Genomic DNA, 17,107 nt, shown 5'->3' with positions numbered 1-17,107 from the left:
ATTTTATATTATAAAGGAGGCTGAAAGATGGTTTTACCAGTAGTGGCAATCGTTGGCCAACCAAATGTTGGTAAATCAACGCTTTTCAACCGGATTATTAATGAGCGTTTGGCAATTGTTGAAGATAAGCCAGGCGTAACTCGTGACCGTAATTATGCCCAAGCTGAATGGATGGGGCAAAAGTTTGACCTAATTGATACTGGTGGTATTACATGGGAAAACGGGCGCATTGAAGATGAAATTCGTGCGCAAGCAGAAATCGCGATTGATGAAGCTGATGTAATTGTAATTTTAACTAGTGTCGCTAATCATTTAACGGATTTAGATGAGCGGATTGCACAATTACTTTACCGTACCAAAAAGCCAGTTATCTTGGCTGTAAATAAGGCTGATAATCCCGAACAGCGAGCAGATATTTATGACTTTTATAGTTTAGGATTTGGTGATCCGATTCCTGTATCTAGTGTTCACGGTACTGGTATCGGTGACTTACTTGACCGGATTGTCAGTGAATTGCCAAAAGACTTAGATAAAAAGGATGACGATCAAATTTCTTTTAGTGTTATTGGTCGTCCAAACGTTGGCAAATCATCAATTGTTAATCAATTAGTTGGTGAAAAACGGGTTATCGTCAATAATGAGGAAGGAACGACCCGTGATGCCGTTGATAGTCCATTTGTTTCAGAAGATGGTACTAAATTCCGAATTGTGGATACTGCTGGCATCAGACGCCGCGGCAAAGTTTACGAAAAGACGGAAAAGTATTCTGTTATGCGGGCAATGGGGGCAATTGAGCACTCAGATGTTGTCTGCCTTGTATTAGATGCCAGTACCGGGATTCGTGAGCAAGATAAGCACGTTGCGGGCTATGCCCACGATGCTGGTCGCGGCATAATTATTATTGTAAATAAGTGGGATTTGCCAAAGAAAAATAGCACTAGCGCCAAAGAATTTGAGCAGACAATTCGGCAAGAATTTCAGTATCTCGATTATGCGCCGATTTTATTTGTTTCTGCTAAAACAGGTCAACGACTTGACCAAATTCCCAAAATGGTTAAGCAGGTCTACCAAAACCAAACTCAACGGATTCAGTCTAGCGTGCTCAATGATTTATTGTTAGAAGCAAGTAAACTAGTACCAACACCGATGATTAAGGGTAAACGTTTAAGGGTTTACTATATGACTCAAGTTTCGACTAACCCGCCAACGTTTGTGGTCTTTGTTAATGATGCGGAATTGATGCACTTTTCTTATCAACGTTTCTTAGTAAATCAATTAAGAGAAAATTTTGATTTTACGGGAACACCAATTAAAATAATTGCTCGTAAGCGAAAGTAATTTTGTATATTGCAAATGCATAAAAATTAATCTTTTTAGCAAAAAAGCTTGTTGTACTAAGGCTTTTGTGCTATTTTGGGTCATAGAAACAGTGATTGAATCAAAATCATTATTTCTCGTTCTTCAGTTTGAAGAATAGGCTTTGGATTTAGTTAAGTGGATCCAAATTTTGGGAGGTGAAGTCCAGATGGCAAATAAAGCAGAATTAGTTTCTGAAGTAGCTTCAAGAACTAAATTAACTAAGAAAGACGCAGCTACTGCTGTTGATGCAATTTTCAGCTCAATCCAAGATGATCTTGCAAAGGGTAACAAAGTTCAATTGATTGGTTTTGGTACTTTTGAAGTTCGTGAACGTGCAGCCCGTAAGGGTCGTAACCCACAAACTGGTGATGAAATTAAAATCCCAGCAAGTAAGGTTCCTGCATTTAGACCTGGTAAGGCTCTTAAAGAAGCTGTTAAATAGTTTAATAGTTTTACCCTAAAAGATGGCAACGTGATTGTTGCCATCTTTTTTGATTGGTGTAAATAATTCGGGATATTTTTTGTTAGGCTGATTTTATGGCATAATTAGGAGTAATGGAGGGACTAAATGTATTCTGAACAACTACTTGATTCAATTGAAAGACAAGATTTTTCACAGGAAAAAGTCTTACTTAAAAAGGCCTTGGATAACGATGACCCAGAAGTCTTGGCATCTTTGGCTGAAAATTTAACGGGCTTAGGCTTTACTAACTTATCTAAAGAAGTTTATCGGAGCTTGATTGCCCAATTTCCAAAGGAAGACTTATTTAAAGTCTACTTAGCTGAAATTTTGTTAAATGATGGCGAAGAAGATGATGGTCTGTCATTGCTATATAACATTGATGAAGCTTCTTCTGCCTACCTGGATAGTTTGTTAGTTCAAGCTGATTATTATCAAACTAACGGTTTGCTTGAGACAGCTCATAGCAAGCTGCTGAAGGCGGCTAAATTAGCTCCAGACGAAGATGTTATTAAGTTTGGCTTGGCTGAATTAGATTACCTGAGCGGCCATAATGAGCAAGCTTTGACTTTGTACCAAGATTTATTAACGCGTCACAAGAATATTAGTGAAGTTAACTTAACTGACCGCCTGTTTCAAACCTTGGCTAAATTGGGCCGTTATGAAGAAGCCAGCAAGGTAATTGAAGAGCATAGCGGCGATATTTTAGATATTGACAGTAAGTATCAAGCTGCTTTGATTATGCTTAATGTTAATAAAGATGATCAGGCAATTACTTATTTAAATGACGTAATTGATCAGAGTCCGGATTACGTCAATGCTTATCCGCTCTTAGCTACTGCCTATGAGCATAAAAATGATAACGAGCAGGTTTTGCGTTCTAGTCAGGCAGGACTAGCTTATAACGAACTTGACCCAATATTGTATTCTAAGGGTGCCCGTGCAGCAGCTAATCTCAATGACCTAAAGACGGCTGAGGATCTATTGACGCGGGGGTTAAAGGTTCAACCGGAAAATAACGATTTGCGGCTGCAATTGTCTAATCTTTACCTACATGAAAATAAGAACGAGGCTAATCTTAAACTGTTTAGTAAGCTTGATGAAAGTGATTTGGAGCCGCAAGCTCACTGGAATATGGCCCTTTCTTATGAGAATTTGGATAACAGCGATAAGGCCAAGAGTGAGTTCTTGCTGGCGTATCCAGAATTTCAAGGTAATCCCGCTTTTTTGAAGCAAATGATTCGTTTCTTTAATACTGAGGCTAATGCTACTGAAATCGTCTTGCAGCTGTTAGAGCGCTATTTAAAGCTGGAGCCAGAAGACGGCGAGATGCAGGAGTTGTACAATCAATTAGCTGATTAATTAAATTTTTTAACACAAAAAGACCATGATGTGGCCTTTTTTGTTTGGCAATTTTTCGAGATAATACAAGAGAAGTCGTGTTTGATTCGTAAATAGGCTATAATATGCAGTGACACTATTATAAATTAAAATAATGGTGCTTATTTAACTGACAAAAATTAAGATAAATGAGTTGATTATTAATGATGAAAATAAATGAATTACCCGCGATCTTTACGGCGGCGCTACCCGTTCTTAAAACATTAGAACAAGCAGGCTTTGAAGCCTACTTTGTTGGTGGCTCTGTTCGTGATTTATTGCTAGGACGGCATATCCATGATATTGATATTGCAACTAGTGCATATCCAGAAGAAGTTAAGGAACTGTTTAATAGGTCAATTGATACTGGGATTAAGCATGGAACCGTGACTGTCCTGTATGATAATGAAAGTTATGAAATTACTACTTTTAGAACCGAATCTGGCTATCAGGACTTCCGCCGACCTGATCATGTGACGTTTGTACAAAATTTGAGTGAAGACCTTAAACGGCGGGACTTTACAATCAATGCCTTGGCAATGAATACGAGCGGTGAAATTATTGATTTGTTTGATGGTCTAGGTGATTTGCAAAAGCATGTGATTAGGGCGGTTGGCGATCCCGAAAAGCGCTTTAACGAAGATGCCTTGCGAATGATGCGTGCGGTGCGGTTCATGAGCCAGCTGCAATTTGACTTAGAAACAAAAACAGAGCAGGCAGTTAAGGATAACCACCAGCTCTTACAAAAAATCTCGGTAGAACGGATTCGTGATGAATTTGTTAAGATGGGTATTGGACCACATTCACGGCAAGCTTTTCAGGTCTTTTTAGATACGCAATTAAGTGAGGATGTTCCCGATTTTTGCGGTAAAAGTGACCTGCTAGCAATTTATCCCAGCTTAGAATTTAATCCGGATATGGAAACTAGTCTTTGGGCAATTGTGATAATTTTGCTTAAAATTCCTAATAAACAAATCACGAAATTTATGCGTGATTGGAAAAATTCAAATGCCATGACTAGCGAGGTTGAAAAAATTGTTACCTTGTTTGATTTGCTTTCAGAACGGACACCAACCGATTTTGAGCTCTTTGAAGCAGGAAAAGAAATCTTGTTAAATGCAATTGATGTTGCTCATATTTTAGGTCAACCAGTTAATTCTAAAGCTCTGGTTGATCGCTATGTTGCCTTACCGATTAAGTCGACAGCAGAGCTCGCGATTGATGGTCGCTTTTTGATTAATTCTGGAATTACTCCGGGACCAAAGTTGGGACAATTATTGACCTCAATTAAGCAAAAGATAATTTCTGGTGAACTTGAAAATACAGTGGAGGCAGTCACTGCTTTTTTGGCAGATAATTAAACGTAAAGTAGGACCGAAAAGTACATTAGTCCTGATCCCAGCATGACAAATAAGTGCCAGATAACATGGATAAAGGGAATATGCCGCATTGTGTATAATAAGGCACCGACAGTATAAGCAATTCCGCCGCCTACAAGCAGCCAGAAACCAACCGGACTAAGACGGATATAGAGTGAGTGTCCAGAAAAAATCACCAGCCAGCCCATGGCAACGTACAAAACGGTATCAAGAATAGTATGTTTGCCACGGTTGAAGATGTAGTAAATAATGCCAAAAATGGTTAATGCCCAGATAAGGGAGAATAAAATCCAGCCCCATATCCCACCGATAGCAACAAGAGAATATGGGGTGTATGAGCCAGCGATCAATAAAAAGATTGATGAATGATCAAAAATTTGAAAAACATTACGTGCTCTAGTAAAGATTAAGCTGTGAAAAAGAGTCGAGAACAGGTATAAAAAGACCAAACAGGCACCATAAATACTGAAAGTAACAATGCGCAAGGCATTTCCAGTAGCTGCGGCTCTAATAATTAGCATTACTAGACCGGCGACAGCTAAACCAAACCCAATTCCGTGGGTAATGGCACTAAAGGTATTGTCTAGGATGTAATATGTTTTTGATCTTGTTGTTGGCTCTTGCCAAAGTTGTTTTAATTTCATTATCAAAATAGTCCAATCATTTTCTTCTGCATTAAGTTTTTTTGCTATAATGCTTGTATTGATATTGTTAACATCTTATCATAAAATGTAACGCGAATTAGAATTGAGGGCGAATACGTTGTCAGAAATAAAAATCATGACAGATTCTTCAGCGCAGCTAACGCCAGAGGAAATCGAAAAATATCATATCACAGTTATCCCGTTGTTGGTGACAATTGATGACAAAACATACGTTGATGGCGTGGATATTACACGGCAAGAATTTGTTGAAAAGATGATGACAGCAAAAGAATTACCGAAGACTAGTCAACCGCCAATCGGTCAGCTAGTTGATACTATCAATCAGTTGACTGCTGATGGCAGTGAAGTTATTGGTATCTTTTTAGGCAAGGGCTTGAGTGGAACGATTGACGCAGCAAGACAGGCCGTCAAAATTGCTGGTAAGGATGAGCAGGTAAATTTAGTCGATTCAGAATTAACTGATCGGGCTGAAGGATTACAGGTTTTAGAAGCTGCCCGTGGTGCTTTGAAAGGACAGACAGTCCAAGAAATCTTAGAACACATAGAACATATTAAGAAGACGCAGCGGTTAAGACTGATAGTTGTTAATTTAGAAAATATCATCAAGGGTGGACGACTGGGACCTGTTTCTGGTAAAATTGCTACTCTACTGAACATTCGCCTTGAGTTGCAGATGCCGGGAGGTCATTTAAAAGTGGCCAAAAAAGGACGCGGCAAAAAATTCTCAATAGCCTTTGACAATCGAGTTTTAGCTGATATTGAAGCTAACAAGGATAAGATCAAGGAAGTAGGAATTTCTTATGTTTCCCTTGATGGTGTTCCGCAAAAATTAAAAGATTTTACCCAAAAAATCAAGGAGATTAATCCTGATATTGACGTACTGGTGCGTGAAACGAGTCCAATTATTGCGACTCATACAGGGCTAGACGCTTATGCAATTTTGTACTATACGGAGTAATCATGGCTTATCGAGAGAGTTTTTATCGTTACTTAATGACCCAGCGTGATAGTGATTCAAATGATGAAATCGCGCAGTTTGCAAACAATGCTCAGAATGATCAGACTTTTCCTAAACAGGAACAGGATTACGAAAAGCTGTCTGATTATCTTGAACTGAATGCTGGTTATTTATCTAGCATGAGTATTTTTGATCAGGCCTACGAGATGTATCAAGAAAAGATGGCGTATTAAGTAAAGCTCCTAACTTTTGGAGCTTTTTTAGTGTTAAAGAGGACAAAAGATGGCGACAATTCAATGGTATCCGGGACATATGAACAAGGCGCGTAACCAGCTTGAAGACAAGATGGGGCTAATTGACGTTTTAGTTGAAGTCTTGGATGCCCGTATCCCGCAATCATCAAGAAACCCAATGATTGAGGAATTAGTAGGTACTAAACCGCACTTAATAATTTTAAATAAGGCAGATTTAGCTGATCCGGTATTAACTAAAATTTGGCAAAAGAAGTTTGCGGGCAAAGGCAAATTTGTCATGGCGATGGACTCACTGCATAATACTAACATGCAAGTGCTAGTTCGCATGGTTAAAAAAGCCGCAGCAGACAAGGTGGCTAAACTTGAGGCCAAGGGGGCTTCTAATCCAGTGATTAGAATTGCCTTAGCCGGCATCCCTAACTGTGGCAAGTCAACAATTATTAATCGTTTGGTTGGTCGCAATGTAGCTGCAGTTGGGAATAAGCCAGGGGTAACCAAAGGTCAAACTTGGCTTAAGACACAGACTAATATTCAAATTTTAGATACACCAGGAATTTTATGGCCTAAATTTGACGATCAAGAGGTTGGTTATAAATTAGCTGCATTTGGAGCTATTAAAGACAGTATTTTTCATGCTGATGACGTGGCGCTATTTTTAATGAAGAATCTGCGCAAATATTATTTGGCTGATCTGGCAAAATTCGCCAGAACTCCTAAAGACGAAGTAGTTAAGATTAACGATACTGACTTATTGCTGGCAATGACCGAATCCTATGGGATGCGGGATGATTATGATCGCTTTTCACTTTACTTACTGCAGCGGCTGCGTAAGGGTAAAGTTGGTCGAATTACGCTGGATCGCCCATGACAATTAAAGAAGTAAAAGAGCTGCTTACCACTGAGGTTAGTGAAGCAGAATTAGCTTCGTTAAGTACTGACCCACGTGCGGGAGTCCAAAAGTTATTAGCTAGTTATTATCGCCGCAAAGAAAAACTGGCGCAAAAAAAAGCCGACTTTTTAACTAGAATGCGGTATGAACAGGAATTTTGGGCTAAGGGTCAAATGGTTGCCGGCGTGGATGAAGTTGGCCGTGGTCCTTTAGCTGGACCAGTAGTTACGGCTGCGGTAATTATTGATGCTAAGTTTGATCTGCTTGATGTTAATGATTCTAAAAAGTTGACACCGCAAAAACGGCTGGAACTATACCCGAAAATTTTGCAAGAAGCAGTCAGTGTTGCCGTTGGAGTCAAAAGTGCCCAGGTAATCGACGAAATTAATATTTATGAAGCTGATAGGTTGGCGATGGCGCAGGCAGTTATGGATCTTGATCGTAAGCCGGACGCGTTACTAGTTGATGCGATGGATGTCCCAGTTGACTTGCCGCAGGTGCGCCTAATTAAGGGGGATGCGAAGTCTAATTCCATCGCTGCCGCCTCAATTGTCGCCAAGGTTTTTCGTGATCAGTTAATGACTGATTATAGTAAAATTTATCCGCAGTACCAATTTGATCACAATGCTGGCTATGGGACCAGTGTCCATCTTGCCGCACTGAAGAAATACGGACCAACTCCAATTCACCGTAAGACTTTTGCCCCAGTTAGTGATTTTTTTAAATAAAAATAGAATATTTCCTCCTTTTTCACGTATGTGTAATTAGGAGGCTTTTTTAATGGAAAAAACAAATTTTTTGTTACGCCTAAAGTTACAAAAGGGACTGGGTTACGTCAAAATGCTGCAAATTGCCAGCCAATTGGACGATGAGCAAGTAAGTATCCAAAAATTAAAACAAATGACCTTGCCACTGGCAGTGAAAGAAGCCGGTATAGCTGCCTTTAAGTCAGAAAAATTTGGCAAAGTGATTAAGCGAATCAAAAAGCAGTGTCAGGTAATCAGCTTTTTTGATGATGATTACCCTGAACAATTGCGGCAAATCTATCAGCCGCCCCTAATTCTGTTTGCTCGCGGGGATATTGCCTTGCTCCAAAAAAGAATTGTGACCATTGTTGGTTCACGACAGGCAACGGCATATAGCCAGCAGGTTTTGGCGCAACTTGTGCCTAATTTGGTTAAGCATGACATTGTAATTGCTAGCGGTCTAGCTAAAGGCGTTGATGTTTTAGCACATCGGGCAACTTTACAAAATCGGGGTCAGACAATAGCGGTTGTTGGTAACGGCTTAAATCATTATTACCCGATGGTTAACCACAACACACAAGAAAAAATTGTCCAGCAGGGGCTGATTTTGAGTGAATATTTACCTGACACGCCGCCGCGACCTTTTCGCTTTCCTGAGCGTAATCGTATTTTAGCGGGTTTAGCCGAAAGTACCATAGTCACAGAGGCAAAGGAAAAGTCAGGTTCCCTGATTACGGCTAATTTGGCTTTGCAAGAAAATCGCAATGTTTATGCGGTGCCAGGTCCGATTACTAGTCCATTATCAGCAGGTCCCAATAAACTAATTGCGGCTGGTGCTAACCCAATTACTGACTTTAAATTAAATGAAAGATTTGACAACTAGCCATTAAATATTCTATTCTCAGAATAGTATTTTTTAAAAATAGAATTTTAATGAGGAGGCATTTGATGCCTACTAAGTCAAAGAAACGTAAAAATAAAAAAACATTAGTTATAGTAGAATCGCCAGCAAAAGCTAAGACGATTGAAAAATATTTAGGTCGTAATTATCGCGTAATTGCTTCTAAAGGACATATTCGCGATTTGCCTAAGTCACAAATGGGAATTGATTTTGATAATGATTACAAGCCAAAATATATTTCGATTCGCGGCAAAGGCGACACAATTAAGGAATTAAAGTCGGAAGCTAAGAAGGCTAAAGATGTTTATCTGGCATCCGACCCCGACCGTGAAGGAGAAGCAATCGCGTGGCATGTTGCTCATGCATTAAATTTGGACGATACGGCGAAGAACCGGGTAACTTTTAATGAGGTTACTAAGGATGCCGTTAAGGAAAGCTTTAAGCATCCCCGGGCGATTGATATGGACACGGTTAATGCTCAGCAGGCACGGCGAATTCTTGACCGGATAGTGGGTTATTCACTATCTCCAATTTTATGGGATAAGGTCAAAAAGGGCTTGAGTGCTGGTCGGGTGCAGTCAGTTGCCTTAAAATTGGTAATTGACCGCGAAAAGGAGATCAAGAACTTCAAGCCGGAAGAGTATTGGACAATTGATGCCGAATTTAAAAAGGATCAGCAAGCTTTCAAATCACAATTTTGGGGTGTTGACGGTAAAAAGAGGGAACTACCAAATAATGATGCTGTTCAGGACGTTTTAGCCAAAATTGATAAGAAAAAGCCGTTTAACGTGAGCAAAGTTGTTGCCCGTGAGCGTCGCCGCCAGCCAGCTGCCCCATTTACAACTTCGACAATGCAGCAGGAAGCCAATAAGCGGCTCAATTACCGGACGCGGCGGACCATGAGCATTGCCCAGCAGCTCTATGAGGGAATTAGCTTAGGCAAAGAAGGTACGGTCGGTTTAATTACCTATATGAGAACCGACTCTAAGCGGACATCACCAATCGCGCAAGCTGAAGCATCCAAGTTTTTAAATGAAAAATATGGTCAGGAATATGCAGCAAAAGGTCAGCGACACTTTAAAAATGCCCAAGATGCCCAAGATGCCCATGAAGCGATTAGACCTACCAGTATTTATCGGACACCAGAATCACTTAAGGAAGTCTTAACTACTGAGCAATACCGGTTATATAAACTGATTTGGTCACGCTTTTTAGCTAGTGAAATGACACCAGCTGTCTATGACACGGTCAGAGCTGATATCGCGCAAAATGGTATCATTTTTAGAACAACTGGTTCGAAGATGAAGTTTCCTGGATTTACTAAGGTTTACGATAATCAACAGGAAAATAGTGTTGAATTGCCAGATTTAAATGAAGGTGATCAAGTTAAATTAGTTAAGTCGGATAACAAGCAGCACTTTACATTGCCGCCGGCACGATACACTGAAGCTAGCTTGGTTCGTTCGCTTGAAGAAAATGGTGTCGGTCGCCCGTCAACATACGCCCCAACTATTGATACAATTCAAAGACGCTATTACGTTAAACTTGAAGGTAAGGCAATTGTTCCAACAGAATTAGGTGAAATTGTTGATGATTTAATTGAAAAGTTCTTCCCTGACATTGTTAACGTTGATTTTACCGCGCAATTGGAAAATGACCTCGATAATGTTGAAGAGGGTAAAAAAGATTGGGTCAAGGTAATTGATGAATATTATCATCCCTTCAAAAAGGAACTTGATAAGGCAGATACTGACATCAAGAAGGTTCAGATTAAGGATGAACCAGCTGGTTTTAACTGTGATATCTGCGGGGCACCAATGGTAATTAAAATGGGCCGGTACGGTAAGTTTTATGCTTGCTCGCGCTTCCCTGATTGTCGTAATACTAAGGCAATTGTGAAGAAGATTGGTGTCACTTGTCCAAAATGCGGCAAGGGGGATGTCGTTGAAAAGAAATCTAAGCGTAACCGCAAATTCTTTGGCTGTTCCCGTTATCCAGAATGTGATTTTGTATCATGGGATAAGCCGATTGGTCGTAATTGTCCAAATGATGGTCACTTTTTGGTTGAAAAGAAAAACAAAAAAGGACTGGTCGTGCTATGTCCTAATGGCGACTACAAGGAGGAGCCTAAGGATGAAGGCGCTGTAAAAGAAAGTTAAATTTAAGTTAATATCATCAAGTCAGATATGGTTTGATGATATTCTTGTATTTAGAAAAATATTTTTTAGAAAAGGAATATCTTAGAATGCCTAAAAATGTAACAGTAATTGGCGGTGGACTTGCCGGCAGTGAGGCAACCTGGCAGTTAGCAAAGCGTGGAATTCAAGTTGACTTGTACGAAATGCGACCTAACAAGTTAACACCAGCACATAAGACTGGTAATTTTGCGGAGTTAGTTTGTACTAATTCAATGCGTTCCAACCAGTTGTCAAATGCCGTGGGCTTATTAAAAGAAGAAATGCGGCAGATGGATTCACTTATTTTGGAGGCTGCTGATAAGACGCAAGTTCCAGCAGGTGGCGCTCTGGCTGTTGATCGGGACAAATTTAGCGATTATGTTACCCAAAAGTTACGCTCGCTGCCTAATGTAACCTTTCATGATGAAGAAATCACAACTATTCCTCAGGATGGAATTACGGTGATTGCAACGGGACCATTGACAAGTGACACCTTAGCTAGTCAAATTCAGCAATTTTCTGGAACGGATAGCCTGCACTTTTTTGATGCGGCAGCACCAATTGTGGCGGCAGATTCGATTGATCAGGAAATCGTTTATAAAAAGTCACGTTATGACCGCGGGGAAGCAGCTTATCTGAACTGTCCAATGACTAAAGAAGAATATGACCGTTTTGCGCGAGAATTGGTTAATGCGGAAACCGCTGAAATGCACGGTTTTGAAAATAGTGACGTATTTGAGGGCTGTATGCCAATAGAAGTTATGGCTGCGCGGGGAAGTAAAACAATGTTATTTGGTCCCCTAAAGCCAGTTGGTCTGGAAGATCCACATACTGGTGAAACGCCGTATGCGGTTGTTCAATTACGCCAGGATAATGCCGCTGCTTCGATGTATAATATCGTTGGTTTTCAAACTCACTTAAAATATGGTGAGCAAAAGCGGGTCTTTTCAATGATTCCGGGATTAGCCGATGCGCGGTTTGTCCGTTACGGTAAAATGCACCGTAATACTTACATGGCCTCACCAGAAGTCTTAACCGCCAGTTATGAAGCTAAAAAGCAACCAGGTTTGTTCTTTGCCGGACAAATGACTGGGGTTGAAGGCTATGTCGAAAGTGCCGGCAGCGGTTTGGTTGCGGGGATTAACGCGGCTAGACGAGCAATGAGTGAAGAAACTGTTGCTTTTCCTAAAGTGACAGCTCTTGGATCAATGGCTAATTATGTGACTACAACTAGTGCAAAGCATTTTCAGCCAATGAATGCGAGTTTTGCTCTTATTCCCGGGCTTGAAGGTAAAAAGATCCGTAATAAGCGTGAACGGCACGAAAAGATTAGTGAACGCGGGTTAGCCAGTTTGGCTAAATTTAAAGAGGAAGTCTTGGGTTAAATGTCAACGCAGGATCGAGAATTGCAAAGCTTTATTTCTTATTTGCAAAATGAGCGGCATTACAGCAGCAAAACGATTAAGTCTTACCAAACTGATTTGCTTGAGGCAAAGACATTTTGGCAGACCAATGGTGGTTTTGTGGCGTGGCAAAAGATTACCGAACGCGATGTTGAGATTTTTTTACAAAGTCTTGCAGAGCGCAACTTAGCGCGATCGACACAAGCCAGGAAGATGTCCAGTTTACGGTCCTACTATCGTTTTTTAGTGCGACGTAAGATCGTCGTCAAGGTTAATCCAACACAAACGATTACGCTGCGCAAAAAAGACCGTAAATTGCCGCAATTTTTCTATACTCCGGAAATGAAGCAGGTTTTTGCGACTTTGACAGCTACTGATCCATTAACAGAGCGTAACTTAGCAATGTTTGAATTGTTCTATACAACTGGCATGCGGGTGAGCGAAGTTAGTGCGTTAAAGATCCAGCAGCTGGATTTGGATTTAAAAGTTATCTTGGTTCATGGTAAAGGCAATAAGGATCGCTATGTGGCCTTTGATGAGCAAACTAAAGCTGCCTTGGTGCAGTATCTAACAGATGCACGACCGCAGCTTCTTGGTCAGCAAGATGATACCCAAACAGTCTTTTTAAATAATCAAGGGCACCCGATTACGCCACGGGGAATTGAATATGTGATGCAAAAAGTATTTAATAAGGCGGGAGTTAGTGGTAAGGTGCATCCCCATGAATTGCGACACTCGTTTGCGACAGCAATGCTTAATAATGGCGCCGATTTGCGCAGTGTGCAAGAATTATTGGGGCATGCTAACTTATCGACTACCCAAATATATACCCATGTTACAATGAGCCACTTACAGGCTAATTACGAACAGTTTTTTACTCGTAATGATCAGAAAGATGAGGCAAAATAATGACAACAATTTGTTCAGTAAAATTTAATGGTAAAACAGCAATTGCCGGTGACGGGCAAGTTACCTTGGGCGAAAAGGTAATTGCTAAGGCAACAGCTAAAAAGATTCGCCGGATCTATCATGACCGCGTTGTAATTGGCTTTGCCGGCGGTGTAGCTGATGCCGTTAGTCTGCAAGACATGTTAGAAGGTAAACTAGAAGCTTTTGGCGGTGATTTGCGCCGGGCAGCTGTTGAGATGGCACAATCTTGGCGTAAGGATCCAACATTGCAAAAGTTAGAAGCAATGCTTATTGCATTTGATGAAAAGGACTTATTGCTGATTTCTGGAAATGGTGAAGTGCTTGAGCCAGATGAAAACGTCGTTGCCATCGGTTCTGGTGGTAACTTTGCTCAAGCTGCTGCAATTGCTTTAACGAGACATTCTTCGGGGATGTCAGCAGAAGAAATTGCTCATGAAGCAGTTGAAATTGCTTCGGGAATTGATATTTTTACTGATAATCAAATTATTACGGATGAACTCTAATTAGGAGAAAAATTCATGGAAATAAAAACGCCAAAGCAAATTGTTAATTTGCTAAATGAATACATTATTGGGCAAGATGAGGCTAAAAAGTCGGTTGCGATTGCGCTTTACAACCGTTATCGCCGCATGCAGCTGCCAAAGAAAATGCAGGAAGATATTACGCCGAAGAACTTATTGATGGCTGGTCCAACTGGTGTTGGTAAGACCGAAATTGCACGCCGGCTGGCCGCAATCGTTGATGCGCCTTTTGTTAAGGTCGAAGCAACTAAATTTACCGAAGTTGGTTATGTCGGCCGCGATGTCGAATCAATGGTACGTGACTTAGTTAATGAAGCTGTGCGGATGGAAGAAAAAGATCAATTTGACCATGTGCGTGCTCAAGCTGCTAAGGAAGTCAATAAGACTTTGGTGCGGTTACTAGTACCTGGTATTAAGCATGAAAAACATCAAAATCAGATGCAGGAAATGCAAAATATGATGTCAATGTTAATGGGTAGCGGACAAAATGAATCTAAGGACACTGACCAAGAAGAAGTGACTGATGAAATTCGCAATGAGCGCTTAACGGTCGCTGAACAATTAAGTAAAGGTTTATTAGAAGATCGCGAAGTTACGATTGAGGTTGAGCAAGCACCAAAAGTTAATCCAATGGGTGACATGATGGGGCAAATGGGCGTTGATATGAGTTCAATGTTGAGCGATTTGGTACCTAAGAAGAAGGTTAAGCGAACTTTACCTGTAAAAGATGCTCGTGAAGTCTTAATTCAAGAAGAATCACATAAGCTGATTGATTACGACACGCTTTACCAAAAAGCAATCGAGCGGACTACCAATAACGGGATTATCTTTATTGATGAAATTGATAAAATTACTTCCGGTAATAAGAAAAATTCTGGGGAAGTTTCCCGTGAAGGTGTCCAACGTGACATTTTGCCAATTGTTGAAGGGTCAACCGTGCAGACAAAGTACGGTCCAGTCTCAACCGATCATATTCTCTTTATTGCCGCGGGAGCATTTGCTGAAACTAAGCCCAGCGATTTAATTCCCGAATTACAAGGTCGGTTTCCAATTAGAGTGGAATTAAATGCTTTATCTAAAGATGACTTTGTTAAAATTCTTAAAGATCCAGAAGATTCACTCTTAGAGCAATATGTTGCCTTATTAAAAGCTGACGGAATTAAATTAATCTTTACACAAGAAGCCGTTGAACGGATTGCGCAGATTGCCTTTGATGTTAACCAAGGTACAGATAATATTGGGGCTAGAAGACTGTCAACAATCCTCGAAAAATTGCTTGAAGACGTTCTGTATGAAGGCCCAGACATGGAAATGGGTGAAATTACGGTAACTGAAGCATATGTTAATGGAAAACTTAGTGATATAATAACAAATAAAGATTTAACTAAGTTTATTCTTTAACAAAGGATGATGAGTGAGATGGACTACATTATCAAAAATACAATTTTAAAAGTTGTAATTTCAAGTAAGGGTGCTGAATTACAAAGCGTTAAAAGTCAGCATGACGGCTATGAATACCTCTGGCAGGCAGATCCTAATGTCTGGGGTCGCCATGCACCAGTACTGTTTCCAATCGTTGGTCGACTAAAAAATGATGAGTATACCTATCAGGGTAAGACTTATCGTATGACGCAGCACGGTTTTGCACGTGATATGGAGTTTAGTGTTGAACAGCAGACGGCAGAGAGTATTACCTTTTTACTTAAAGATACTCCTGAAACAAGAAAAATTTATCCGTTTAAGTTTGAATTGCGGGTCAATTATAATCTGTTAAATAACTTGCTTGAAGAAAATTTCAGTGTGACGAATAAGTCCGCTGACGAAATGATTTTTGGTATTGGTGGGCATCCGGGATTTAATATCCCGACAACTAACTCAATTACTAAGGAAGATTACTACTTTAGTACTAAACCTTCGATTGCAAGAGTGCAAATTCCATTAAAGGATTCGTACTTAGATTGGGATAATCGTTCACTAGCTTCAACTAACAGTTTGATTACATTAAGTGACCATCTATTTAAGAATGACGCTTTGATTTTTCAGATGAAGGGTCATGATAATAAAGTTTCGCTTAGAACCGAAACAAGTGATTTTCATGTTAATGTTTGGCTGCGGGATGCACCATTTGTCGGTGTTTGGTCACAATATCCGCAAACGGCCGATTATGTTTGTATCGAACCTTGGTGGGGAATTGCTGATCTAAGTGATACTAATAGTAAGTTGGAAGAAAAGTATGGGATGAACCATCTGGCTCAGGAAGCTACTTTTACAGCTGGATTTGGGATGGCTTTTCATGATCAGGATTAAGTAAAAAGAGACACTAACGTGTCTCTTTTTACTTATAATTAGTACTTGCGAACAATTGTTCGAATAGCTATAATATAAAAGCCAGTAAACTACGGTTTAACTGGCTGTATTTATTTCTAGTTTATAATTTGTGGTGTCGTTTTTTATACCAATAAAGCAAACCAAACGGAATAATATTCTCGCTGTGGTGCTCAAGGCGCTTAATGTTATCGCGGTGTCTTGTAAAAAGAATAATGAGCATCACGCCCGCGATGATAGTTAAGAAAATATCGTGAAAGAAAAACGTCGCGATAAAAATTGCTGTAATTGCGATTAAGCTTGATAAACTAACGTACGATGTAATAAAGACCAGCGGTAAGAAGATTGCCGCACAAACACCAAAGAATTGGAGATTGTAGCCTAAGAAGACACCAGCGCTAGTAGCTACTGCCTTGCCGCCCTTAAATTTAAGGAAAATTGAGAAGGTATGGCCTAAAACAGCTAACCCGCCGCAAATTAGTAAAACATACTTAGGATACGGCAAATGAAAGATCCGCGGTAGACAGGTTGCAAGTGTCCCCTTTAAGACATCGACAACCAGTACGAAACTGCCGGCAACTGGTCCGAACACTCGGAATGAGTTGGTAGTACCGATATTTCCTGAACCGTATTTACGGATATCTTCATGGAAAAATAGTTTGCCGACAATTACCCCCGTCGGGAAGGATCCTATTAAGTATGCTAGAATAAATACCAGTAATAATTTCAAATTTATCATTTAAATCCTGCTCTCTTAGTG

17 protein-coding genes are annotated in these 17,107 nt (G+C 40.2%); 15 read left to right on the top strand and 2 right to left on the bottom strand.

The window, feature by feature from the left end; genetic code table 11:
- Nucleotides 1-27: 27 nt before the first annotated feature.
- The 4 genes from der to PT281_RS01965 all read left to right on the top strand — a co-directional run bounded on the left by der (nt 28) and on the right by PT281_RS01965 (nt 4,560).
- Nucleotides 28-1,338, top strand: coding sequence for a ribosome biogenesis GTPase Der (der, locus tag PT281_RS01980; protein ID WP_277151564.1), 1,311 nt, complete (start codon nt 28-30; stop codon nt 1,336-1,338).
- A 187-nt stretch (nt 1,339-1,525) separates the two neighbouring features.
- Nucleotides 1,526-1,801 carry an HU family DNA-binding protein gene (locus PT281_RS01975; protein ID WP_277129681.1) on the top strand — a complete coding sequence of 92 codons (276 nt, stop codon included), beginning with the start codon at nt 1,526-1,528 and terminating at the stop codon, nt 1,799-1,801.
- 126 nt (nt 1,802-1,927) lie between these two features.
- Complete coding sequence (locus PT281_RS01970) at nt 1,928-3,181, top strand: tetratricopeptide repeat protein (protein WP_277151562.1); 1,254 nt, start codon at nt 1,928-1,930, stop codon at nt 3,179-3,181.
- 182 nt (nt 3,182-3,363) lie between these two features.
- On the top strand, nt 3,364-4,560 hold the full coding sequence (locus PT281_RS01965; protein ID WP_277151561.1) for a CCA tRNA nucleotidyltransferase: 1,197 nt from the start codon (nt 3,364-3,366) through the stop codon (nt 4,558-4,560).
- Here PT281_RS01965 and PT281_RS01960 read toward each other — a convergent pair.
- On the bottom strand, nt 4,557-5,222 hold the full coding sequence (locus PT281_RS01960; RefSeq protein ID WP_277151559.1) for a hemolysin III family protein: 666 nt from the start codon (nt 5,220-5,222) through the stop codon (nt 4,557-4,559). The two genes, PT281_RS01965 and PT281_RS01960, sit on opposite strands and share 4 nt — an antisense overlap.
- A 118-nt stretch (nt 5,223-5,340) precedes the next feature.
- Here PT281_RS01960 and PT281_RS01955 point away from each other — a divergent pair, with 118 nt between their 5' ends.
- From PT281_RS01955 to PT281_RS01905, 11 genes are all read left to right on the top strand, one after another.
- Complete coding sequence (locus PT281_RS01955) at nt 5,341-6,201, top strand: DegV family protein (protein ID WP_277151557.1); 861 nt, start codon at nt 5,341-5,343, stop codon at nt 6,199-6,201.
- A gap of 2 nt (nt 6,202-6,203) precedes the next feature.
- The gene (locus PT281_RS01950) at nt 6,204-6,434 is read left to right on the top strand and encodes a YozE family protein (RefSeq protein ID WP_277151555.1); all 231 of its coding nucleotides are present in this window, start codon (nt 6,204-6,206) and stop codon (nt 6,432-6,434) included.
- Between the two features lie 49 nt (nt 6,435-6,483).
- Complete coding sequence (gene ylqF, locus PT281_RS01945) at nt 6,484-7,323, top strand: ribosome biogenesis GTPase YlqF (protein ID WP_277151553.1); 840 nt, start codon at nt 6,484-6,486, stop codon at nt 7,321-7,323.
- Nucleotides 7,320-8,072 (top strand): ribonuclease HII, encoded by a 753-nt coding sequence (locus tag PT281_RS01940; RefSeq protein WP_277151551.1) that lies wholly within the window; start codon nt 7,320-7,322, stop codon nt 8,070-8,072. Before ylqF ends, PT281_RS01940 begins: the two co-directional genes overlap by 4 nt.
- 52 nt (nt 8,073-8,124) lie before the next feature.
- On the top strand, nt 8,125-8,973 hold the full coding sequence (gene dprA / locus PT281_RS01935) for a DNA-processing protein DprA (protein ID WP_277151549.1): 849 nt from the start codon (nt 8,125-8,127) through the stop codon (nt 8,971-8,973).
- Between the two features lie 65 nt (nt 8,974-9,038).
- Nucleotides 9,039-11,150 carry a type I DNA topoisomerase gene (topA, locus tag PT281_RS01930; RefSeq protein ID WP_277151547.1) on the top strand — a complete coding sequence of 704 codons (2,112 nt, stop codon included), beginning with the start codon at nt 9,039-9,041 and terminating at the stop codon, nt 11,148-11,150.
- Between the two features lie 86 nt (nt 11,151-11,236).
- A complete protein-coding gene (gene trmFO / locus PT281_RS01925; RefSeq protein WP_277151545.1) occupies nt 11,237-12,553 on the top strand; it encodes a methylenetetrahydrofolate--tRNA-(uracil(54)-C(5))-methyltransferase (FADH(2)-oxidizing) TrmFO in 1,317 nt (438 codons plus the stop codon).
- On the top strand, nt 12,554-13,480 hold the full coding sequence (gene xerC / locus PT281_RS01920) for a tyrosine recombinase XerC (protein WP_277151544.1): 927 nt from the start codon (nt 12,554-12,556) through the stop codon (nt 13,478-13,480).
- Nucleotides 13,480-14,004: an ATP-dependent protease subunit HslV gene (hslV, locus tag PT281_RS01915; protein WP_277151542.1), complete on the top strand. Its 525-nt coding sequence runs from the start codon at nt 13,480-13,482 to the stop codon at nt 14,002-14,004. The genes xerC and hslV overlap by 1 nt, the downstream gene beginning before the upstream one ends.
- A gap of 15 nt (nt 14,005-14,019) precedes the next feature.
- Nucleotides 14,020-15,423, top strand: a complete 1,404-nt coding sequence (gene hslU / locus PT281_RS01910) for an ATP-dependent protease ATPase subunit HslU (protein ID WP_277151540.1) — start codon at nt 14,020-14,022, stop codon at nt 15,421-15,423.
- A gap of 18 nt (nt 15,424-15,441) precedes the next feature.
- Nucleotides 15,442-16,329: an aldose 1-epimerase family protein gene (locus PT281_RS01905; protein ID WP_277151538.1), complete on the top strand. Its 888-nt coding sequence runs from the start codon at nt 15,442-15,444 to the stop codon at nt 16,327-16,329.
- Nucleotides 16,330-16,450: 121 nt separating this feature from the next.
- Here the strand turns inward: PT281_RS01905 and plsY are convergent, their stop codons facing one another.
- On the bottom strand, nt 16,451-17,086 hold the full coding sequence (plsY, locus tag PT281_RS01900) for a glycerol-3-phosphate 1-O-acyltransferase PlsY (protein WP_277151536.1): 636 nt from the start codon (nt 17,084-17,086) through the stop codon (nt 16,451-16,453).
- Nucleotides 17,087-17,107: the final 21 nt, after the last annotated feature.

Origin of the sequence: Lactobacillus sp. ESL0701 (assembly GCF_029433445.1) — a bacterium.
In the GTDB taxonomy this organism is placed as follows: Bacteria; Bacillota; Bacilli; order Lactobacillales; family Lactobacillaceae; genus Lactobacillus.
This window is presented reverse-complemented; position numbering and strand designations above follow the sequence as displayed.